15 protein-coding genes are annotated in these 21,409 nt (G+C 58.2%); 11 read left to right on the top strand and 4 right to left on the bottom strand.

Features of this window, described 5'->3' with window-relative positions:
• The first annotated feature begins 340 nt into the window (after positions 1-340).
• From mutL to GRX76_RS01420, 10 genes are all read left to right on the top strand, one after another.
• Positions 341-2,230, top strand: coding sequence for a DNA mismatch repair endonuclease MutL (gene mutL / locus GRX76_RS01465; protein WP_160151672.1), 1,890 nt, complete (start codon positions 341-343; stop codon positions 2,228-2,230).
• Positions 2,231-2,359: 129 nt separating this feature from the next.
• Positions 2,360-3,316, top strand: coding sequence for a tRNA (adenosine(37)-N6)-dimethylallyltransferase MiaA (gene miaA / locus GRX76_RS01460; protein ID WP_160151671.1), 957 nt, complete (start codon positions 2,360-2,362; stop codon positions 3,314-3,316).
• 180 nt (positions 3,317-3,496) lie between these two features.
• Positions 3,497-3,781, top strand: coding sequence for an RNA chaperone Hfq (hfq, locus tag GRX76_RS01455; RefSeq protein ID WP_160151670.1), 285 nt, complete (start codon positions 3,497-3,499; stop codon positions 3,779-3,781).
• A 228-nt stretch (positions 3,782-4,009) separates the two neighbouring features.
• The gene (gene hflX, locus GRX76_RS01450) at positions 4,010-5,347 is read left to right on the top strand and encodes a ribosome rescue GTPase HflX (protein ID WP_160151669.1); all 1,338 of its coding nucleotides are present in this window, start codon (positions 4,010-4,012) and stop codon (positions 5,345-5,347) included.
• 111 nt (positions 5,348-5,458) lie between these two features.
• Entirely contained in the window at positions 5,459-6,610 is a 1,152-nt protein-coding gene (gene hflK / locus GRX76_RS01445; protein WP_160151668.1) for an FtsH protease activity modulator HflK, read from the top strand.
• A gap of 11 nt (positions 6,611-6,621) precedes the next feature.
• Positions 6,622-7,497 carry a protease modulator HflC gene (gene hflC, locus GRX76_RS01440; protein ID WP_160151667.1) on the top strand — a complete coding sequence of 292 codons (876 nt, stop codon included), beginning with the start codon at positions 6,622-6,624 and terminating at the stop codon, positions 7,495-7,497.
• Between the two features lie 194 nt (positions 7,498-7,691).
• On the top strand, positions 7,692-8,882 hold the full coding sequence (locus tag GRX76_RS01435) for an ATP phosphoribosyltransferase regulatory subunit (RefSeq protein WP_160151666.1): 1,191 nt from the start codon (positions 7,692-7,694) through the stop codon (positions 8,880-8,882).
• A 112-nt stretch (positions 8,883-8,994) separates the two neighbouring features.
• On the top strand, positions 8,995-10,317 hold the full coding sequence (locus GRX76_RS01430) for an adenylosuccinate synthase (protein WP_160151665.1): 1,323 nt from the start codon (positions 8,995-8,997) through the stop codon (positions 10,315-10,317).
• A 291-nt stretch (positions 10,318-10,608) separates the two neighbouring features.
• A complete protein-coding gene (locus GRX76_RS01425; protein ID WP_160151664.1) occupies positions 10,609-11,271 on the top strand; it encodes a hemolysin III family protein in 663 nt (220 codons plus the stop codon).
• A gap of 250 nt (positions 11,272-11,521) precedes the next feature.
• The gene (locus tag GRX76_RS01420) at positions 11,522-12,667 is read left to right on the top strand and encodes a lytic murein transglycosylase (RefSeq protein WP_236250623.1); all 1,146 of its coding nucleotides are present in this window, start codon (positions 11,522-11,524) and stop codon (positions 12,665-12,667) included.
• Positions 12,668-12,745: 78 nt separating this feature from the next.
• Here GRX76_RS01420 and GRX76_RS01415 read toward each other — a convergent pair whose 3' ends face one another.
• Positions 12,746-13,762 (bottom strand): succinylglutamate desuccinylase/aspartoacylase family protein, encoded by a 1,017-nt coding sequence (locus tag GRX76_RS01415; RefSeq protein WP_160151662.1) that lies wholly within the window; start codon positions 13,760-13,762, stop codon positions 12,746-12,748.
• A 182-nt stretch (positions 13,763-13,944) separates the two neighbouring features.
• Between GRX76_RS01415 and GRX76_RS01410 the strand changes: the two genes are divergently transcribed.
• On the top strand, positions 13,945-15,141 hold the full coding sequence (locus tag GRX76_RS01410) for a multidrug effflux MFS transporter (RefSeq protein WP_201276883.1): 1,197 nt from the start codon (positions 13,945-13,947) through the stop codon (positions 15,139-15,141).
• A gap of 147 nt (positions 15,142-15,288) precedes the next feature.
• Here the strand turns inward: GRX76_RS01410 and GRX76_RS01405 are convergent, their stop codons facing one another.
• The 3 genes from GRX76_RS01405 to GRX76_RS01395 all read right to left on the bottom strand — a co-directional run bounded on the left by GRX76_RS01405 (position 15,289) and on the right by GRX76_RS01395 (position 21,327).
• Entirely contained in the window at positions 15,289-16,785 is a 1,497-nt protein-coding gene (locus GRX76_RS01405; RefSeq protein ID WP_160151661.1) for a lytic polysaccharide monooxygenase, read from the bottom strand.
• A 235-nt stretch (positions 16,786-17,020) separates the two neighbouring features.
• Complete coding sequence (locus GRX76_RS01400; RefSeq protein ID WP_160151660.1) at positions 17,021-20,398, bottom strand: DUF6531 domain-containing protein; 3,378 nt, start codon at positions 20,396-20,398, stop codon at positions 17,021-17,023.
• 62 nt (positions 20,399-20,460) lie between these two features.
• Positions 20,461-21,327, bottom strand: a complete 867-nt coding sequence (locus tag GRX76_RS01395; RefSeq protein WP_160151659.1) for a Stp1/IreP family PP2C-type Ser/Thr phosphatase — start codon at positions 21,325-21,327, stop codon at positions 20,461-20,463.
• Positions 21,328-21,409: the final 82 nt, after the last annotated feature.

The raw sequence follows: 21,409 nt of genomic DNA, 5'->3' as shown, positions 1-21,409 counted from the left end.
ATGGATTTTCAAAACCGCTGTGAACCCATCCCTGGGCGCTGCGGCGCAAACATCCTGTTTGCGACGCTTTTGAAAATCCATCCCCGGCATCCTGCCTTCGCATCGAAGTTCCGTGGCCGAGTCGTCCTGTTGTTTCTGACGAAGTAGAAAAGTTCAAATTGAAGCCGTAGTACCGGGTATAACTTTTTGAAAGCGTCGGCGACAGGGACGTCGCCGACGCAGCGTACAGGGATGTATTCACAGCGGTTTCAAAAAGTTATACCCGGTGCTTCGGCGCCACCGTGATACAAAGAACCCCGATCTTGGGGTGGCACAGACTACGAATAGCACCCAGATCAGAATGCCAGAAAATATCCAGTTACTTTCTCCAAGACTTGCCAACCAGATTGCCGCCGGTGAAGTGGTCGAGCGCCCTGCATCCGTGATCAAAGAGCTGCTGGAAAACAGCCTTGATGCCGGCGCCACCAGACTGGAAGTAGACCTGGATGCCGGTGGGGTAAAACGCATCATGGTGCGGGACAACGGCAAAGGGATCGAAAAAGACGATCTGCACCTGGCGCTGGCCCGCCACGCCACCTCCAAAATTCACGCACTTGAAGACCTTGAAGCCGTTGCCACCCTCGGCTTTCGCGGCGAGGCTCTCGCCAGTATTTCCTCCGTTGCCCGCCTGGCACTGACCAGCAGCCGTGACGACACCGGCAAAGGCTGGGTCGTCTCCGCCGAAGGCCGCGAAATGGAAACCCAGTTGGCGCCCGCGGCACACCCGCGCGGCACCACCGTCGAAGTGCGGGACCTGTTCTTCAACACCCCTGCCCGCCGAAAATTCTTGCGCACGGAAAAAACCGAATTCAACCGCGTCGATGAGACCATCAAGCGTCTCGCATTGTCGCGCTTCGACGTGTCCATCAGCCTGCGCCACAACGGCAAGGGTGTGCACAACCTGCGCGGTGGCACCAGTCGTGCGGAAATGGAGCGCCGGGTCGCGCAGTTGTGCGGCCCCGCTTTTATGCAAAATGCCCTGCACATCGAAATGGAGCGCAATGGGCTGCGTCTGTGGGGGTGGGTGGCAGAGCCTGCCTTTTCTCGCTCCCAGGCAGACCTGCAGTTCTTTTACGTCAACGGCCGCGCCATTCGCGACCGCGTGGTGAGTCACGCGGTGCGCCGCGCCTTTGCCGATGTGCTGTACCACGGCCGCCACCCGGCATTTGTGCTGTATCTGGAACTGGATCCGGCATCGGTGGATGTGAATGTGCACCCGACCAAGCACGAGGTGCGCTTCCGCGATAGTCGGCTGGTGCACGACTTCCTGTTTGGCTCCCTGCACCGGGCGCTGGCGGATGTGCGCCCGGGGCAAAAAGATGAGGTGGAAGAGGCGGCACCGCAGGTGTCCGGTCTCGCTGCCGGTGAATTCGGTGGGCAGGAGCGGATGCCGCTGTCCTCGGCACCGACTCAGGTTGCTCCGCAGGGCGTTGGGTTTGTCGGCCAGAGCTACGGCCAGCAGTCATCACCGCAACGGATTCAGCAGCAAATGCAGGGTTATGGCGAACTGCACCAGCCCTATGAAGGCGGGGTGCAGGAAGCGCCGGTGGCCGCGGCAACCGCCGGGGCTTGGTCGCAGCAGATGCCCGCCGAGTCTGAAAGCGAAACCCCACCCCTGGGCTTCGCCATCGCCCAGCTGCACGGTATCTACATACTTGCGCAGAACGAGCACGGCATGGTGGTCGTGGACATGCACGCGGCCCACGAGCGCATCGTCTATGAAAAGATGAAAAGCGCCCACGCCACCGGTGGTATCCAGGCGCAGCCGCTGCTGGTGCCGGTGAGCCTCGCCGTCAGCGAGCGCGAGGCAGATTGCTTTGAGGAGCGTGAGGAAGTCTTCACCTCACTGGGCTTCGTGTTGCAGCGCGGCGGCCCGGAAACCCTGATGGTGCGGCAGGTGCCCAGCATGCTGCACGGTGCGCCGGTGGAACAGCTGGTGCGCGATGTGTTGAGTGACCTTCTCGCCGAGGGCAGCAGCGATCGGATTGGCAACCAGATCAATGAGATACTCTCTACCATGGCCTGTCACGGCTCGGTGCGCGCCAACCGCAAGCTGACCATTCCGGAGATGAATGCACTACTGCGGGATATGGAGCGCACCGAACGCAGCGGCCAGTGCAACCACGGCCGTCCCACCTGGACCCAGGTCAAATTGTCCGATATGGATAAATGGTTTATGCGTGGCCAATAAATCTACTGCGCGGGCGGCTGACGGCGTCCGGCGGTGCTCGGCTGCTCATGTATTAGCAATACACTCCGCTGCCTGCGCTCCGGCGGACGCCGCCAGCCGCCCGCTCGTTACGGTTTATACGGGTTATTTATGAACGATCCACGTCCTCGCGCTATTTTTCTGATGGGCCCGACAGCGTCGGGCAAGACCGACCTGGCCATGGCCATCAGTGACCATTTGCCGGTAGAGCTGATCAGCGTGGATTCCGCACTGGTATATCGCGGCCTGGATATTGGCTCCGCGAAGCCCACCGCGGAAGAACTCGCCCGCTACCCCCATCGGCTGATTGATATCTGTGACCCGGCCGAAAGCTATTCCGTGGGCCGCTTTCGCGACGACGCCCTGGAAGCCATGGCGGATATTAGTGGGCGCGGAAAAATTCCACTGCTGGTCGGTGGAACCATGCTCTATTTCAAGGCTCTATTGGAAGGCATGGCAGAAATGCCGGAAGCTGATCCGGAGTTCCGCGCCGCAATAGAGGCCCGCGCCGAGCGAGAGGGCTGGCCGGCACTGCATCGCGAACTGGAGCAGGTTGATCCCGAGCTGGCGGCGGAACTGCACCCGAATCACTCGGTGCGGATCGAGCGCGCGCTGGAGGTGTTTTACCTGACAGGCAAGACCATGAGTCAGCTGCGCGCCGAGCAGGTGAGCGAGTCGCCACTGGCGGGTTACCGGGTGCAGCAGCTGGCGATATTGCCGCGTGACAGGGCAATACTGCACCAGCGCATCGCGCTGCGTTTCGAGCGGATGTTGGAGCAGGGTTTTATTGACGAAGTGAAAGCGCTGCGCGCTCGCGGGGACTTGCACCCGGACTTGCCGGCAATCCGCGCGGTGGGTTACCGCCAGGTCTGGCAGTACCTCGACGGCGAGCTGGACTACGCGCAGATGCTGGAGGCGGGTATTGCCGCAACCCGGCAGCTGGCCAAGCGCCAGCTGACCTGGTTGCGCGGTTGGCCCGATGTACATCCGATTTATGCTCAGGAGCCTGGCGGCAAAGTACGCAAAATCGATGAAATGTTGACTGAGGCCTTGAAATTTCTCAGTTGAGCAGCCATAACGTGAGTGGGCCGGTGTATCCGTCCCAATTCAGTCAGTTACTCACAGAGCCTTGGTTACTTTTTGGCTCTTTTTATACGCCGCATCACCATGGCCGTTTCTTAGTCCGCGGGATTCGCGGGCGCGATCGTGCGTCATCTGGCGACTTATCTTTTGGCAAGGAGAAAAAAGATGTCAAAAGGGCACAGCTTACAAGACCCTTACTTAAATGTTCTGCGTAAAGAGCGTATCCCGGTTTCCATCTATCTGGTAAACGGCATCAAATTGCAGGGCCAGATTGAATCATTCGACCAGTTCGTGGTGCTGTTGAAAAACACTGTGAGCCAGATGGTCTACAAACACGCGATTTCTACCGTTGTTCCCTCCCGTGCTGTGCGCGTGCCCCTGATGAACCCGGCTGGCCCGGGCGCTGAAGGCGCTGGCCCTGAGGGTGGCGAACGCGATACTTTCGGCTGAGTCCGAATCGGTTGAACCCCCATGTAGTATTCACCGGCGCCTGCGTAGTTCGGGCGCTGACTGAAATGGGTTTAACCTGAATGCACTACTGGCCCCAGGGGCTCGATTCTCAGTGCGTTCACCCTGTTGTTGTAAACAGCCAGTTGTAAACAACGCCCCGGCTCGCCCGGGGCGTCTGTTGTTCAGCACCAGAGTTCTGGTGCAGTCTTGAGCTCAAGAGAATAATCCTTGTTTTTTGATCGCCCGGAATCCGGTGAATTGGCCGTGCTGGTTCACCTGGAGCTCTCCGCCATCGACAGTCCCGAGGACCCGCGGGAATTCGAAGAATTGGCCCTGTCCGCAGGTGCCGATCCGGTGGCATTCATCTTTGGCCAGCGCGCCACCCCAGACCCGAAAACTTTTGTTGGCCGCGGCAAGCTGGAAGAAATTCAGCAGACGGTACAAAAGCACGGCGCGGAGTTGGTGATTTTTGATCACACCCTGTCGCCGAGCCAGGAGCGGAATATTGAGCGCGAGCTCAAATGCCGGGTACTGGACCGCACCGGCCTGATCCTGGATATCTTTGCCCAGCGCGCCCGTACTCACGAGGGCAAGCTGCAGGTAGAGCTGGCGCAGTTGCGGCACATGTCCACCCGTCTGGTGCGTGGCTGGACCCACCTTGAGCGACAGAAGGGCGGTATTGGCCTGCGTGGTCCGGGTGAAACCCAGCTGGAAACCGACCGCCGCTTGCTGCGGGCGCGTATCGATTCCATTGAAAAGCGCCTGGACAAGGTGCGCCGTCAGCGCGAGCAGGGGCGCCGCGCGCGCAGTCGCGCCGAAGTGGCCACGGTTTCCCTGGTGGGCTACACCAACGCCGGTAAATCGACTCTGTTCAATCGCATCACCGATGCCGACGTCTATGTGCGCGATCAGTTATTCGCCACCCTGGACCCGACGATGCGCAGAGTGGAACTGCCCAATGTGGGCGCGATGATCCTTGCGGACACCGTGGGCTTTGTATCCCATTTGCCTCACCGCCTGGTGGAGGCTTTCCGCGCGACCCTGGAAGAGGCGGCCAGTTCGACGCTGTTGCTGCACGTGGTGGACGCCGCGGCGGAAAATCGCTTGCACCTGATTGAAGAGGTACAGTCGGTACTTGAGGAAATCGGCGCGGCAGATTTGCCACATCTGCTGGTGTACAACAAACTGGATTTGCTGGCAGATGCAGAGCCGCGCATCGATCGCGACGATCAGGGCGTGCCGCGCGCGGTGTGGTTGTCTGCAGTGACCGGTGCCGGCTGCGACTTGTTGGTGGAGGCCATTGCCGAACGTATCGGCGAGCAGATGGTCAGTGGTGCGATTGTCATCCCTCCACAGCACGCGCGTTTGCGCGCACAGCTGTTCGAGGGTAACGCCGTGCAGCGGGAGCATTATTGCGATAATGGTGATATCGAGCTGCAGGTGTTGATGCCACGCTCGGAGTTGCAGCGCCTGATGGCGCCCTTCAAAGAAATTAACAATCCGCCACAGTGGCTTCCGGAAAAGCCGGACGAAGAGCCGAAGCCGGAGGATTGGGAGGTCGAGTGAAGACCTCCGTGGCGTAAGAACACTGTCCTGTATGCGGATTACTCCCGGCAATCAATGCTAGAATTTCGCGACAGCTAACGATTAATAAGTTGAATGAGTTGGAGTTGATAAATGGCCTGGAACGAACCGGGTGGTAATAACAAGGACCCCTGGGGTGGTGGCAATCGTAATAATGACGGCCCCCCCGACCTCGACGAGCTGCTGCGCAAAATGCAGCAAAAATTGAACGGCCTGTTTGGTGGCAAACCCTCTGGCGCGGATGAAGGTCGCCCCGGTGGCGGCAGCTTCCCCTGGTCACTGGTATTGATCGTGCTCGCCGTTGTGTATGGCCTGTGGGGTTTTTATCAGGTAGATGCCAACGAATCCGCTGTGGTGCTGCGCCTGGGTAAATATCACAGCACCGAAGAATCAGGTCTGCACTGGAATCCCCCGCTGATCGATCACGTCACCAAGGTGAACATGACCGAGGTACGTACCGAGCGCACCACCGGTCAGATGCTTACCGAAGACGCCAGCATCGTCGACGTGGTGTTGCAGGTGCAGTGGCATATTGATGATGCCGAGTCCTTTGTGCTGCGCGTGGCCGACCCGCTCAAGAGCCTGCAGGAAGCCACCGACAGTGCCCTGCGCCACGTGGTGGGCTCACAGACCCTGAACGGCGTTATCTCCCAGAACCGTACCCAGGTATCTGCCGATACCCAGGTGCGTCTGCAGGAATATTTGGATCTGTATCAGACCGGCATTCGCGTCGACGTGGTCAACCTCACCGATGCCAAGGCACCGCGGGAAGTACAGGACGCGTTTGACGACGTCGTGCGGGCTCGCGAGGATGAGGTGCGCTTGCAAAATGAGGCCCAGGCCTACTCAAACCAAGTTATCCCAGTAGCCCGTGGTCAGGCCCAGCGCATGATCGAGGAGGCCGAAGCCTACAAGTCCCGAGTCGTGGAAAGTGCGCGAGGTGAAGCGGCGCGCTTCACTGCGCTACTGACTGAGTTCGAGCGTGCGCCGGAAGTGACCCGCGAGCGTATGTACCTGGACGCGGTGCAGGACGTAATGAGCAACACCTCCAAAGTCATGGTGGATATCAAGGGCGGTAACAACATGATGTATCTGCCCCTGGACAAGCTGACCGAAAACAGCGCCAGCAGTAGCAGTTCGCGCCAGCAGGTGTCGCCTCAGGTGATCGATGAGATCTCCCAGCGGGTTATTAACCAGCTTCGCACCGAAGTGAATAACGCCCGTCGCGGCCGCGAAGTACGCTAAGGGGAAGTGCAATGAACAGTAACAAATCACTTTTTGTCATCGCGCTGATACTGATTGGCCTACTGGTTCTGTCCAGCAGTGCCTTCGTGGTGAAAGAAACGGAAAAAGCGGTGCTGGTGCGCTTCGGTGAAGTCGTGCGGACCGATTATGGTCCCGGGCTCTACTTCAAGATGCCGCTTGTACACGAGCTGCGCAAATTCGATGCGCGGATCCAGACCGTGGACTCCCAGCCGGTACGCATGCTGAACAGCGAAAACAAGTTCATGATGGTGGACTCCTATGCGAAGTACCGGATCATGGATGTCGGCCGCTTTTATGTGGCGACGCGCGGTGACGAACGCAATGCGGTACGCCTGCTGGCGGAACAGATCAACAACCGTCTGCGTAACCAGTTTGGTGTGCGTGATTTGCACGAAGTGGTCAGTGGTCAGCGTGATGAGCTGATGGCGGAAATCACCAAAAACCTGAACCAGACTGCGCAAACCGATCTGGGTGTGGAAATTGTCGATGTTCGGGTGAAGCGGATCGACCTGCCGCCAGAGGTGTCCGAGTCGGTATTCCAGCGGATGCGTACTGGCCGTGAACTGGAAGCGCGGGATCACCGCGCCAAGGGTCAGGAAGCCAGTGAGCGCATCCGCGCCAATGCGGATCGCCAGAAGGTGGTTATTGAGTCTGAGGCCTACCGCAAGGCAGAAGAGTTGCGCGGTACGGGTGATGCCGAAGCGGCCAGCATTTATGCGAACGCCTACAGCAAGAACCCCGAGTTCTACCGTTTTTCCCGCAGCCTTACCGCTTACCGGGAGTCGTTCAAAGACAAGAGCGACATGCTGTTGGTGGATCCGGACAGCGAGTTCTTCCGTTACCTGAAGGATTCTCAAGGCAAATAAGCCCTATCCATTGCCGGGACTGGTCACAGCCCCGGCAATTGATGGTAAAATCCTCGAAACCGGGCCGGCGCCCGGTTTTTTTGTGCCGGCCCGATCGCTGAAACTGTCCCGGTGACAGTGCTGGACACTGGTTCACCCCGGTCTTTTTGACCGCCCAGTTAAATCGCAACGCTAATTAGTCGAACGCCCACACCATGACCCAAGCCGAACGCTGGATGCTACCGGATGGCATCGCCGAGATTTTGCCCGCGGACGCCACGCGGGTGGAAACCCTGCGCAGAAACCTGCTGGATCTCTACCACCGCTGGGGTTACGAGCTCATCATCCCGCCCATGGTGGAATTTACCGATTCACTGTTGATCGGTATGGGGCGCGACGTGGACCTGAGCACCTTTCGGGTGACCGATCAGTTGTCTGGCCGCAGCCTGGGCATACGTGCGGATATCACCCCGCAGGCCGCGCGTATTGACTCCCACAGTTTTCCCCGCAGCGGCGCCAACCGCCTCTGTTATGCGGGCCAGGTGCTTTACACCCGCCCGCGCGCGCCCATGGGCCCCCGTGCGCCCATTCAGATCGGCGCTGAGCTCTATGGGGTAGAAAGCCTGCAGGGCGATATCGAAGTCATCAGCCTGATGATCGAAACCCTGCACACTGCCGGTATCCGCGAGATACATCTGGATCTGGGCCATGTGGCCATTTTCCGCAGTCTGGCCGAGGCCGTGGGCCTGAGCAGTCAGCGTCAGGCGGCATTGATCGAGCTGCTCCAGAGCAAGGCGGTAGCGGATATCGAACGCTGGGTCGAGGCGAATGTTGAAGACGCGGAAGCAGCCCAATGGCTGCGCACACTGCCGCGTCTCGCCGGTGGCAGTGAGTGTCTGGCCCGCGCTCGCGAACTGTTTGCCAATGGCCCTGAGCCCCTGCGCCTTGCCCTGGAAGAGCTGCAGCAAGTGGCCGATGCGGTAGCGCGTCGTTACCCCGAGGTTGCCCTGTTCTTCGATCTCAGCGAGATGCGCGGCTACGACTACGAAACCGGCCTGGTGTTCGCGGCTTACTCGCCCGGCCACGGCCAGGCACTGGCCAACGGCGGTCGCTACAACGGTATCGGAGCCGTGTTCGGGCGCGACCGTGCGGCCACCGGATTCAGTACCGACCTGGTGGCGATCAATACCCTGGGAGCCAGCGGTGCGGCCGAACCCCCGGCGATTCTCGCCCCCTGTAGTGATTGCGAACAGTTGTGGCAGAAAGCCGCAGAACTCCGCGCCCAGGGCGAAATAGTGATCAGCGCCATGCTGGACAACAGCAGTGAGGACCGTGAAACCCTGGCCCGCTGCAACCGCGAGCTGGTGCAGGAAGGGGACACCTGGGTGGTGAAACCCCGGGGCTGAACCCTAAGCTTTCCAGTTGACTTGATATTGATTTCAGGCCGCTCGACGGGCGCGGCCGACCTTATTCCTTCCGCCCGTCTAACGTTGAACTGACGACACGAGATTTACGCACATGGGCAAGAATGTAGTGGTGCTGGGCACCCAGTGGGGCGACGAGGGCAAGGGCAAGATTGTCGACTTGCTGACGGAGAAAGTCGCACTGGTAGTCCGCTTCCAGGGCGGTCACAACGCCGGCCACACTCTGGTGATCAACGGTGAGAAAACCGTACTGCACCTGATTCCTTCCGGTGTGCTGCGCCCGGACGTAACCTGCCTGATCGGCAACGGCGTGGTGCTGTCTCCGGAAGCCCTGCTGAAAGAAATGGCCGGACTGGAAGCGGCTGGTGTGCCCGTGCGCAAGCGCCTGCGTCTGTCCCCGGCCTGTCCGCTGATCCTGCCGGTGCACGTGGCTCTGGACCAGGCGCGGGAAAAGGCCCGCGGTGACAAGGCTATCGGCACCACTGGCCGCGGTATCGGTCCTGCCTATGAAGACAAAGTGGCCCGTCGCGGTCTGCGTCTGGGCGATCTGTGCAACTGGGACAACTTCTGTGCGCAGCTGAAAGAATTGCTGGAATACCACAATTTCGCGCTGACCCAATACTACAAGGTCGACCCGGTCAGCTACGAGGACACCCTCAAGCTGGCGGAAACCTGGCGCGAAGAACTGGTACCCATGATCACCGACGTGGCGGATCACCTGCACAAAGCCCGTGAAAACGGCGAGCACATCCTGTTTGAAGGTGCCCAGGGTTCCCTGCTGGATATCGACCACGGTACCTACCCGTTCGTTACCTCGTCCAACACCACCGCCGGCGGTACCGCCACTGGTTCCGGTTTTGGCCCCCTGTACCTGGACTACGTACTGGGTATTACCAAGGCCTACACCACCCGCGTCGGCGGTGGCCCATTCCCCACCGAGCTGGATTGCGATGTGGGTCGTCACCTGGGTGAAAAGGGCCACGAGTTTGGTGCCACCACGGGTCGCCAGCGTCGTACCGGCTGGTTCGATGCGGTTGCTGTTCGCCATGCCATCCGAATCAACAGTATTTCCGGATTGTGCCTGACCAAGCTGGACGTGCTGGATGGTCTGGAAGAAGTGAAAATCTGTGTGGGTTACCGCAACGCCGCCGGCGAAGAGGTACCGGTACCTTTTGATGCCGCAGGCTGGGAAGGCGTAGAGCCGGTATACGAGTCCATGCCGGGCTGGAGCGACACCACCTTCGGCGTGCGCCGCGAAGCGGAGCTGCCCCAGGCCGCGCGCAACTACATCGCCCGCATCGAAGAGCTGGTGGGCGCGCCCATCGATATCATCTCTACCGGTCCGGACCGGGTACAGACCATTGTGCGCGAATCCTCCGCCCTGTGCGAAATGGGTATCCACAACGCCAGCGTCTGATACTCGTCTCGCAAAGCAAGGTACTGGCGTATCCCGCCGGTACCTTGTTTCTGTTCTACCCTGATTCCTCTCGTGTCTCCCCTCTAATCTTCTTCGAATCCCCCGCTTCCCTCTATCAACCGCTTCCCCCTATCAACGGCTTCCCTCTATCACCCGATCGCATTCCAAAACTCATCAGTCCCAAAGTGTGCTTGCCTCTGGCTGTGCAAATGCTGATCATGAAACCGTAATTCAATTCGTGGTCACATAAGTCTGCCATACTGGTGGCCATGTCCAATTCGGGATTCGACTATGTCCAGCAGCCTGCCCGCCAGCAATCGCTACAGTTTTGCGGAAGAGATCGCCAATAGCGTCACCCACGGTGTCGGTGCCCTGCTGGCGATTGCCGGGCTGGGAGTACTGTGTGCGTTCGCCGCGCTGCGAGGGGATGCCTGGCACATTGTCAGCAGCAGTATTTACGCGGCAACCCTGATTCTGTGTTTTTCCGCGTCTACCCTGTACCACAGTGTTACCCATGCCGGTGCCAAGCAGGTACTGCGCACCCTGGATCACTCATCCATTTTTCTGCTGATTGCCGGAACCTATACGCCGTTCACCCTGGTGACTCTGCGCGGCCCCTGGGGCTGGTCCCTGTTCGGGGTTATCTGGGGATTGGCATTGATTGGTCTGGTTATCCAGTTTACGCCGCTGAAAAAATACCGTGCGCTGTCCATCACTCTCAGTGCCCTGATGGGGTGGGTGGTGATTGCTGCCATCAAGCCGTTGATGGACAACCTGGAGCCTGGTGGCCTGTGGCTTTTGGTGTTGGGTGGCCTCTGTTACACCGGGGGTATCGCGTTTTACCTGTGGAAAAGTTTGCGCTTTTCCCACGCCATCTGGCACCTGTTCGTACTGGCGGGCGGTGTGCTGCACTTCTTTGCGGTGCTCTTTTATGTGATACCGCCCGCGGGCTGACGACTCCGGTTGTTCCTGCGCTGCAAGATGAAAAGAGTGTCGGGCCGGTCACAGCCTGAGTGACTGGCGCTTTTCGTCCCTTTCCGTTGGCTGGCTTCCGTTCTACCCTTGTGCGAGCTGTTACTGCCAAGGAGTTGTTATGGGCCATTTTGCCCCCCTGCCCACTAGCCGAAAGTTATCGGGTCCTGCGCCTGCAACCCGGCTTCACCTTTTTTCATTTTTTATTGCCCTGCTGCTCTCTGTGCCATTGATGGCAAATGCGGCCGCGGATGCGGGGTTTGAGAAATGGAAGCAGGAGTTTCGCAAAACCGCGATGAAAGAGGGCATTACCGCCGAAACTTTTGATCGCGCTTTTAAAGGGATCGACTCTCCCGACCAGTGGGTGCTGGACAAGGCCAGCTTTCAGCCCGAATTCAAGGCCCCGGCGTGGCAGTATTTCGACAACCGCATTACCAAATACGCGGTGCAGCGTGGTCGCGCCAAGAAGAAAGAGTTGCAGCCGTGGCTGGATAAAATCGAGAAGCAGTCCGGGGTGAACCCGAATATCCTGCTGGCCATCTGGTCTATGGAGTCGAGCTTCGGCGCGATTCTGGATAACCAGACCGTCATGCGCAGTGTGGTTCGCTCACTGGCGACCCTTGCCTACGCGGATCCCAAGCGCAAGAAGTTCGGTACCAGCCAGCTGTTGGCGGCACTCAAGATTCTGCAAAGTGGCGATATTGATGAGAGTCACCTCACCGGCTCCTGGGCTGGCGCCATGGGCCACACCCAGTTTATTCCCACCAGCTACCAGGCCTATGCGGTGGATATGGACGGGGATGGCAAGCGCGATATCTGGAATTCTGTACCGGATGCCTTGGCTACCGCGGCCAACCTGCTGAAGAAAAATGGTTGGGTTTCCGGGCAGACCTGGGGCTACGAGGTCACCATTCCCGATCGCAAGCTACCCGCAGGAAAGCTGAAAATTTCTGAGTGGGAAAAGCTGGGTGTGAAGCGCGTTGGCGGCAAGGCATTCCCGCGACCGGATGACGTGGCAGAGTTGAAAGTTCCCGCGGGTCGCGGTGGTCCGGCTTTCCTGATGCTGAAGAATTTCTTCGTGATCAAGCGTTACAACAACTCCGATCGCTACGCGGCGGCCGTCGGGATCCTCGGGGATCAGATTGGCGGCGCGGCACCTTTAGCCAAAGACTGGAAGCGCCCCTTCACCCGCCTCGATCACGATGAAGTGGTTGAACTGCAAACCAAGTTGAAAGAAAAAGGCTTTTACGACGGCGAGATTGACGGTAAAGCCGGTGGTGGGACCCGCAAAGCGATTCTGAAATTTGAGGAAAGTGCCGGGGTAGAGCTACAGGGTTTCCCCAGCAAGGAAGTTCTGGAGTTACTGCGCAAGCCGTAAGTTTTTCGCTCCGTAGCCCTGGCTGCCCTGTTTTCGTTGCAGTGGCGGCCAGGCTACTTCACTCCGCAAACGTTTGCGTCAGAAGTTTTCTTCCGGCAGCAGCGTATCTTGCAACAGTTCCAGGTTTTCCAGCACCTCGTTCGGCTCCTGGAAATAGGCCACGTGGTACATCGCCTCTCCCTCCTGCACCAGGGGGATATTCTGCTTGCCAATAATGATGCCGTCGGCGTCGGCCAGAACCTTGTCCAGCTCATTGCCGTAGAGATCGGCGATGGTGGCGAGGGTGTCCCCTTTCTTTACATGATCCCCCAGCTGTCGCTTGTGGTTGACGATGCCGCTGTCACCGGCGCGCAGCCAGCCACTGCGCCTTGCCACAAAGGGTTCTATGCCCTGGCGGCCTTTCTTCGGCGGTAGCATTTGCAGTTGTCGAAGAACATTGAGCACACCGCGTACACCCGCACGGATACACAGCTCATCAAAGCGCAGCGCCTCGCCGGCCTCGTAGAGCAGAATACGCACGCCCAGATCAGCGGCGGCCTGGCGCAGGGAACCATCGCGCAAGGTGGCGTTCAGGAGCACCGGCACGCCGAACGCGGCGGCCATATCCCGGGTTTGCTGGTCATCAAGGTTGGCGCGGATTTGCGGCAGGTTACTGCGGTGCAGAGCGCCGGTATGCAGGTCGATGCCGTAGTCGCACTTGGCGACCACTTCTTCCAGAAAAATATGGGCCATGCGCCCGGCGAGGGAGCCGCGGGCGGAGCCGGGAAAGGAGCGATTGAGGTCCCGTCGATCCGGCAGGTAGCGGGATTGGTGGAGCACACCATAGACATTGACCACCGGCACTGCGATGAGGGTACCGCGCAGGGATTTCAGTGCCTTGCTGTTGATCAGGCGGCTGATGATTTCAACCCCATTGAGCTCATCGCCATGTATCGCGGCGCAGACAAACATGGTGGGCCCGGATTTCTTGCCGCGGTGAACGTATACGGGAATGGCCATTTCCGTATCGGTATACAGGCGCACTATCGGGAGTTCGATTTTGCGGGTTTCGCCGCGGGCAACGGTGACACCGGCGATGGTGAAGGGCTCGTCCATGGAGGTCTCGAATTTGGGTGAGTGAATATTGTAGAGGTGACTCGGACTCTGGGGGAAGTCAGCGTGAACGTTGATTCACAGATGGCCGCCGCGAAGGGCGCGGCTGCAGGTAGCTACTGTTAGAATCGGGAAGAGTCTGGGTGCAAACTGCCCGCGATAAACGACGGAAAGGTATTTGCTTCGTGAAACCTGATTTGATCAAAATGGCCCTGATACTCGGGCTGTTAAGTTGTGTTGGCCCCTTCGCCATCGATATGTACCTGCCGGCAATGCCGGCGATGGCGGAAGACTACGGGGTGCCGACGGCCATGTCGCAGTACACCCTGGTGTCTTTTTTTATTGCCTTTGGTGTCTGCCAGCTGTTCTACGGCCCGGCAGCGGATATGTTCGGGCGCAAACCGCCCCTGTATTTCGGGCTGGGATTATTTTTAGTCGCTTCGATAGGGTGTGCATTGGCACCGACGATCGAATGGCTGATCGGGCTGCGTTTTGTACAGGGGGTAGGGGCTGCAGCAGTAATGTCGATTCCGCGGGCCATCATCCGCGACCGTTACACCGGCAGTGAAGCCACGCGTTTGATGACTACCATCATGCTGGTGGTATCTATTTCGCCGATGCTGGCGCCGCTGGTTGGCAGTTTGCTGATGACCCCCTTCGGCTGGCCTTCGGTATTTTACGCGGTGGCGCTGGCCACGGTCGCCAGTTTGCTGCTGATTTATTTTGCACTGCCGGAAACGCTACCCGTGGTTGATCGGGTTCCCCTGCGCCTGGCCGCCATGGGTGATGCTTTCCGGGTATTGGTGCGGGATTCCTATTTCATGGGGATGACCCTGATCGGGGGTATGGGGATGGCGAGCTTTTTCTCGTTCCTGTCTATCGCAGCCTTTCTTTACACGGATTATTACGGCCTTACACCCACCGAGTTCAGTCTTGCGTTTGCATTGAATGCCCTGGGTTTCTTTGTTGCCAGTCAGTTTGCCGCCAATCTCTGTGATCGTTTCGGCGGTGTCGCGGTGGTCAAATGGGCGGTGTTCGGTTTCGCACTCTGTGCGGGCTTGAACCTGCTGCTAAATCTGGGTGGTGTGGATAATTTTGTGGTATTGGTAGCGCTGCTGTTACTGGGGAATGCATTTCTCGGCCTGGTGGTGCCAACCACCATGGTGTTGTCGCTCGACGAGCACGGCCCTATTGCGGGTACCGCGGCGGCACTCGGTGGCACCATGCAGATGATGTTGGGGGCGGCGGCCATCGGTATCGTCGGTGCGGTTTTTGATGGCACGCCGCAGGTTCTGGTAGTAGCGATTGCCATCTGCGGCGCGGCGGCTTTTCTGCTGTTCATGCTGACATTACGCCAGTCGCCGGAGCCGGCGGTGGGCTGAAGATACATAGACGGTAGATAGACCGTATATTAAGAGCCTCGATCAATAAAAACGCCCGGAAATTCCCGGGCGTTTTTATTGGTGACACTTTTATGAGTGACCCTTTTATAGGTGCTTTAGCCAGCGCTCAATCGCGCTGGCGTATCGTCACAGCGCGATCCAGGCGTCGCCCCAGTTGGTGCCGCTGCCCGGTGCATAGTGATAGGCACTGTTGATATTGCACCACTGGCCCTGAGGGAATGGGCGGCACTGATAGCGGTTGCCATCGCTTCCCTGAACCACGGTTTCCCCGGGTACGTAGTTGCCGAGCCCTTGTGGATAGACGTAGTCGTAGTCACCGCCGCCGGTAGAGGTGGGTTGCTGGCTGACAACCGCCGTCGCGGTACTTGTCAGGTTGCCATCGGAAACGGTGAGTTCAACGGTCACGGTGCGCGCTGTGGCGGGTGCATCCAGTTGCAGGGTGGTTTCCACGGCGGTACTGCTGGCGAGACTGCCGGCACTACTGGCCCAACTGTATGACAGCGGATCGCTGTCAGGGTCGCTGGACTGAGTAGCAGAGAGGCTCACGCTTCCGGCGCCGCTGAGGCTGTCCGGTGTCAGTGTGATCACCGCCTGCGGGGGCAGGTTGCCTTGCGGCGTCTCAATATCCACTTCCACTGCCAAGCTCATTTCCGTCGGCGTGTAGATACGGTTATTGCCACCACTGACGGGCGTGATGTCACCACTGTCGGGGTCCAGAACACCGATGCGTGCGTACTGGGACTGGCTGTTGACCATCTGCGCAAACGCGTAACCCCAATCGGCACCAGTGGCATCTTCGCTCAAGGTATAGCTGAGGGTTTCCAGGTCGTTGCCCGCGCTGTTGAACAGCCGCAGGGTAACCGCACTGTCGGCAACCAGATCATTCTGCGCGTCCAGTGGGCCCTGGTCTGCCCAGGGGCTGCTGCTGCCATCGCCGAGTACGACATCGGTACAGGTATAAAAAGCTTCGGTGCTGTCGTTGCGCTGCCAGGTGGTGTAGATAACGTGCTTACCAGTTACCTGCGGCAACGGGCAGGTGAGGGTATAGCGTTTGTCAGCACCTACGGGTTCGTTGCCCAGGCGGCAGAATTCAAACAGGTCGCTCCACTTTAGCGGTTCGCTGCCGGTATAGCCCTGACGGGTAATGTAAAACACCCATTCTCGTGTGCTATGGGGAGCGGTGGCGTAAAAGCGGAAGTCAAAGGTGCCGTCCGCTTTGGGGGTGATCGGGGTTGCCTGCCAGTCGCTGCGGGCCAGATCCATGCCAGCGTATTTACTACGCCCGGCGGAGCAGAGCTGGCCGTCGGGTACCAGCGCGCGGTGGTTGCCATCGGCACTGGCCTGGTTGATTTCGTTCCAGTCGTAGAATTGCTGGCTGCCGCTGGTGGCCTTGGCTGCGGCACAGGCGGGGTCTGAAGGGTTTTCCGGGTTGTTCAGAAAGCAGTTGTAAATACGGCTCTCGGGGACTTCCATGGTGCCGTGGGCGAAGCTGTTGCTGCTTAAAGAGAGCGTGGTGGCGAGTAGCAACAGCGGCAGTGAGGTTGATGCTGCGACACCGGCGAGGGCGCTGCGGCCGAGGTGTCGGCGCGATTCCCTGACGAGTGGGAATATGGTCTGTCTCATGAAGGTTTCCTTGTTTATTGTTAGGTTTATTGTTGGATGTGTTGGGTATTTGGTGTGTACCCAGGGAATCGCCGTCGTGACCGCAAATGACAGCGCTGTCTTGCGGCAACCATGCTAGCGGAACTTGCGACCGGGAGAAGGGGATAGGGCGTCAAAAATGGATACACAGGTACCAGTTATGGTGCCTGATTGCGATTATGTGACTTTGGCCGATTTCCGGTTCGGCCAAAGTCACCTACGTCAGTGGATCGACGGCGGCGGTCGGCGCGAGTGCACGCAGCTGACTATCGCCAAGCGTGGCGGGTTTCTTTGCAGAAGCCTGAGGCAGACAGATGAGCCTGTCGTGGCCGGCATCCAGCGGCGCGCTGGCATCTGCCGCATGCCAGTAGCTGAAATCCCGGTATATCAACTGGGTTTCACTGTCGTAGAGACCGGCACAGCCGTGGAAGCTCCCGGGACTGTGATTTTCTCCACCGCCCTGGCGCTCCCAGACAAGGTTGCCCTGAGCGCCAAGTAACGCCAGCAGGTGGCCGAAGTCATCGGCGATGTAGTACTCCATCTGCGTCTGCAGCGGGCAGCTCTCCACTGTGGAGGCGCGGGAGGCAGGATTGATTTCCGTCAGCGCTTGGCTTGGCGCAGTCGTAGAGTAGTTTGCAATAGCCTCATCTTTCAATCGCGCCAGGGGGAGCGCGCTTTGCGGGTGTAACAGATAGTGAATGCGGTTGTTACTGCCGTCGAGCTGGGCGTTTTCACTCCAGAGTCCGAGGCCCGACCAGTGGCTGGTTAGCCGCCGCTGTCGTCGTGAGCGACGGTGTGTACTGGTTTTACTGAGGCGTCGCCCGAAAGCGTCGTAGCGGAAATAGGTTTTGAAGTCACCGCACTCGGCGCTGTGCAGCAGACCCCAGCCATCGTATTGATAATGGTATTCAAGACCCTGATGCTTGCCGGTTGCTGTGGAAGTTTCCGGTATTTGCGCGCCTCCATCACCTTGACTGCGGACTTCGCTGATGATGTTGCCGCGTAAATCCAGTTGTTCGCTATTTTTAAATACGCTTGCAGATTGTTCAGTGCCCACTGAGCCGTTAGCACCGCTGGAGCGGAAATAAACAGCGGGGCGAGGGAGTTGCCACCCCTGCGCAATGGGTTGCCATTGGTTAGAGTCGCCCAGTGAAATTTTTGTCTGGTTGCCACACTGATACTCTTTTTTCACACGGTTGTGGCCAAAATTCCAGGTCTGCTGCGCATCCTCGCATTCGATTCGGAGCACCATCTGACCATTACTGTCCAGACCGTACAGCATGCCGCTCGCGCTGAACGTAAACGCGGTATTGAAGTGTTCAGAGCCGGACGACTTCAGCCAGCCGCGGCGGTCGAATTCGTAATTGATACTGAGGCTTTCGCCATCGTTGACATCGTGGTGCTCTGCGAGGAGTCGATTGCGACTGTCGTAACGAAATCGTTGGTTGCTGTGATTGTTCGCTGCCTGTAACAGGCGCCCAAAACTGTCGAAATGGAAACGGCAGAACTGCCCGCTGTTATTGCGTATTTCTTCCAGCTGCCCGGATTCACTGTATTGCAGGTACCAGTGGTTGTCACTGTCATGAAATTCGGTGACGCGCCCACAGAGATCGTATTGCCACTCACGTTGCTGCTCGCCACCGGGTGTGAACCGCTCCAGCTGCCCAAATTGGTCGTATTGCCAGTGAAAAATATGCTCATTGGTACGCATTTCCCGCAGGCGACCCCGGGGGTCGTATTCCAGGTCCCAGGGAGGCGCATTGTAAAAGCGGACGTGTCTTATCTGGTTGCGATCGTCGTATTGCCACTGCAGGAGCGTGTGTTTTTCTTGTGTAATTCCACAGGGGCGCTGCAGTTCATCGCGATTGATGCAAAGTTTTTGTGTGCCGATTTCTGCGCTGCAAAGCGCTCCATCGGCAGAATATTCCCAGCGCTGAAGAGGTTGCTGATTGCTCTCGCGCAGAGTGAGGTTTCCCTGCTGATCATAATTCCAGGAAATGGAGAGCTCACCTCGTTGCAGGGCGCGCAATTGCGACTGCGCATCCCAGTCCAGAATAAGTCGGCCACCTTCTGGATCGGTTAGCTGGCGCAGCTGGCCGCGCTCATCGTAATCGCAGAGCCAGTGATTGCCAGCGGGATCAGAGATACTGACCGGGTTCCGGTGATCTTCATAGCGAAATTGCCAGCGCGCCGTTGCCGATTTTTGTGTGTGTGAATCGCGATTTTTGACCGCGGTTGCAACGATCACCCCTGCGGCTAACAGGCGTCCGAGGTTGTCGTAGATATAGCGATGGTGATTACCATTCAGCGTACTCCTCAATAACCGACCGAATTCGTCGTAGCGAAAAATGCGGCGCTGTCCATCGGCATCAATGATTTGGCACAGGTTTCGGTAGTGATCGTACAGATAGCGTTTACTGCGCGCCTGTTGCTGCTCCAGAACCAGATCGCCACGGGTGTCGAATTGCCACAGAGTGGAGTGGAGATCGTCGCAGGAAAGGGTGCAGCGACGCCTGGCAGATTGCCATTGCAATCGGAATTCCAGTGAGCCCTGGCGAACTCGATGGCAGCGGTCAATTTTATCGTATTCGAAGGTGAGCTGGCCGGTGGGCTGGCCCTGTAAGCCAGTGAGCTGTTCGCCCTGGTACTGGTAATCTTCCCAACTGGTTCCTCTGCTCGCCTTCACCAGGTTGTTATGTTCGTCATACTCGTAACTACAAAGAGCGGGAGCGTCGTTGCCGGCCTGGGCGTTGCTGATGCTTCGCAACTGCCCGCCTTCATAGTTGCACTCAAGGACACGCCCCCAGGAAGTCACGATTTTCTGGGGCACGCCCTCGTGATAATCCACCGAAAGGGTATTGCCGAACGCATCGCGGATCTCGCAAAGGGGTGCGGTATTACCGGTGCCATCTGCCCGAAAAATTCTGTCTGGCTGATTAAAGCTGCTAATGCGGAAGCTGTGCAGGCTCTGGCGCAGGAGGTACAGGCGTTCGCTACGATTGAAACAGCCGTGACCGATCGCCGGTAGATCAAAGGCAATGATACGGCCTTCACTATCGTGCAGTATGACTTTGTGGCTATTTTCACTGCCGGCTTGGGGTAATTGCAGGGATTCACAGAGCGAGTGTCGCCAGCCAATGCCCAGTCCGACATCGGTATCCAAGCTTTGACGGAAATAGCGTTGCCAGCGAAAGGTGAATGGACCAGGTATCTCAAAATCGACCCGGGAAAAGGCCAGCTCACCATTGGCGGCAACAACGTGATCGGCAGCGAGCTGACAGTTGGACAGGCTTGGCAGCAGGTCGCCGCGAGCATTGTGCCCCGGATAATTGCACAGGCGAACCGGTGCGGCAGGTAAAAATAGCAGCGGAATATTCGGCGCCTGCGCGAGCGCATCGTCGCAGGCGGTGACCGCCGGTGGCTGGGGCCAAAGAGGTGACTGAATACCGGTTGGTGCTTGCGTGCTATTTGGGTGCTGGTACTTATTCAACCAATGGCAGATGGCCACTGCATTGCCAGATTCCTGTGGCATTTTGGGTGGATGGATTTCACGGAGAATCGAAGGAATAAAATCGACCAGACGATCCGGTGTCATGCCGCTTACTCGCAAAAATAGACTGTTGATGGGTGGCCATGATGCCTTGAGGCCACTGCTGACTAGCGCTGGAGCTTCCGCACCGTAATATCGTCCTTGTGCTTTGGCTTTAGTGTTATGGGGTCGCCGGAGAATTCCGCCACAGCATCAGAACGACAGCAGTATTCGATAATGCCCGCGCTGATATTGTCACGTCCACCGCACTGGTTTGCATCGTCGATAAAGTGGTAAACACTCTCAAGGGCGGGTCTATAGGTTGCCAGCACTCGCTCGATGGTATGGTCGTTGAGATACTCGGTCAGGCCATCGCTGCAGAGCAATAAAAGCGCGCTCTCCTTGAGCGTCCAGCTGTTGATGGTTGCTTCCACCTGCTCGGAAACACCTAGCGCCCGGGTGATATGATTGCGTACTTGGGACGAGTGTGCCTGTTGTGGCGTCAGTTGGCCGGCATCAATCATTTCCTGAACCACACTGTGATCCCGGGTGAGACGCTGAAGTCCGTAGTTATTCCACAGGTAGGCGCGTGAATCCCCAATATGACCGACGATTAAAAAATCCTGCCATATAACGGCAACCACCAGTGTGGTACCCATGTGTGAAAACTGGGGGCAGGTTTGTTTGGTTTCCAGGATTTTGCGGTTGGCACTACCGATTGCATCCACTAGCGCAGCGCGCAACATCAGTTGTTGCTGGTTCGGTGAACAGGCCAGGAAAGTCGCGTTGAGCAGGCTGTCGAGCTGAAATTTAAGGGTCTCAGCAGCAATTTTGCTGGCGGTAGCGCCACCGCTGTAGCCGCCCATTCCATCGGCAACCACAACGTAGGCAAACGGGTGATCCGGGTCGCTGTAGCAGTGAATGCTGTCTTCGTTTTCTTCGCGCACTTGGCCTATATCGGTACGGCCATTGACTGCCAGCCTGATGGGCTCCATGTCAGTCGCTACTCCATGCTGTGTCGTCTAATACGAGATTCCGTTCTTCTCGCGATCGAAATTCCGGTGATTAAGTTCGGTA

This window comes from Microbulbifer sp. ALW1, from assembly GCF_009903625.1.
GTDB lineage: Bacteria > Pseudomonadota > Gammaproteobacteria > Pseudomonadales > Cellvibrionaceae > Microbulbifer.
Note: the sequence above shows the minus strand (reverse complement) of the source record. Positions and strands in the feature narration are given on the sequence as shown.

Coding starts and splice junctions, on each gene's coding strand:
- hfq (WP_160151670.1), top strand. CDS start 3,497: ATGTCAAAAGGGCACAGCTTACAAGACCCTTACTTAAATGTTCTGCGT.
- miaA (WP_160151671.1), top strand. CDS start 2,360: ATGAACGATCCACGTCCTCGCGCTATTTTTCTGATGGGCCCGACAGCG.
- mutL (WP_160151672.1), top strand. CDS start 341: ATGCCAGAAAATATCCAGTTACTTTCTCCAAGACTTGCCAACCAGATT.
- GRX76_RS01395 (WP_160151659.1), bottom strand. CDS start 21,327: ATGGAGCCCATCAGGCTGGCAGTCAATGGCCGTACCGATATAGGCCAA.
- GRX76_RS01430 (WP_160151665.1), top strand. CDS start 8,995: ATGGGCAAGAATGTAGTGGTGCTGGGCACCCAGTGGGGCGACGAGGGC.
- GRX76_RS01435 (WP_160151666.1), top strand. CDS start 7,692: ATGACCCAAGCCGAACGCTGGATGCTACCGGATGGCATCGCCGAGATT.
- GRX76_RS01400 (WP_160151660.1), bottom strand. CDS start 20,398: ATGACACCGGATCGTCTGGTCGATTTTATTCCTTCGATTCTCCGTGAA.
- hflK (WP_160151668.1), top strand. CDS start 5,459: ATGGCCTGGAACGAACCGGGTGGTAATAACAAGGACCCCTGGGGTGGT.
- GRX76_RS01415 (WP_160151662.1), bottom strand. CDS start 13,762: ATGGACGAGCCCTTCACCATCGCCGGTGTCACCGTTGCCCGCGGCGAA.
- GRX76_RS01405 (WP_160151661.1), bottom strand. CDS start 16,785: ATGAGACAGACCATATTCCCACTCGTCAGGGAATCGCGCCGACACCTC.
- GRX76_RS01425 (WP_160151664.1), top strand. CDS start 10,609: ATGTCCAGCAGCCTGCCCGCCAGCAATCGCTACAGTTTTGCGGAAGAG.
- GRX76_RS01420 (WP_236250623.1), top strand. CDS start 11,522: ATGGCAAATGCGGCCGCGGATGCGGGGTTTGAGAAATGGAAGCAGGAG.
- hflC (WP_160151667.1), top strand. CDS start 6,622: ATGAACAGTAACAAATCACTTTTTGTCATCGCGCTGATACTGATTGGC.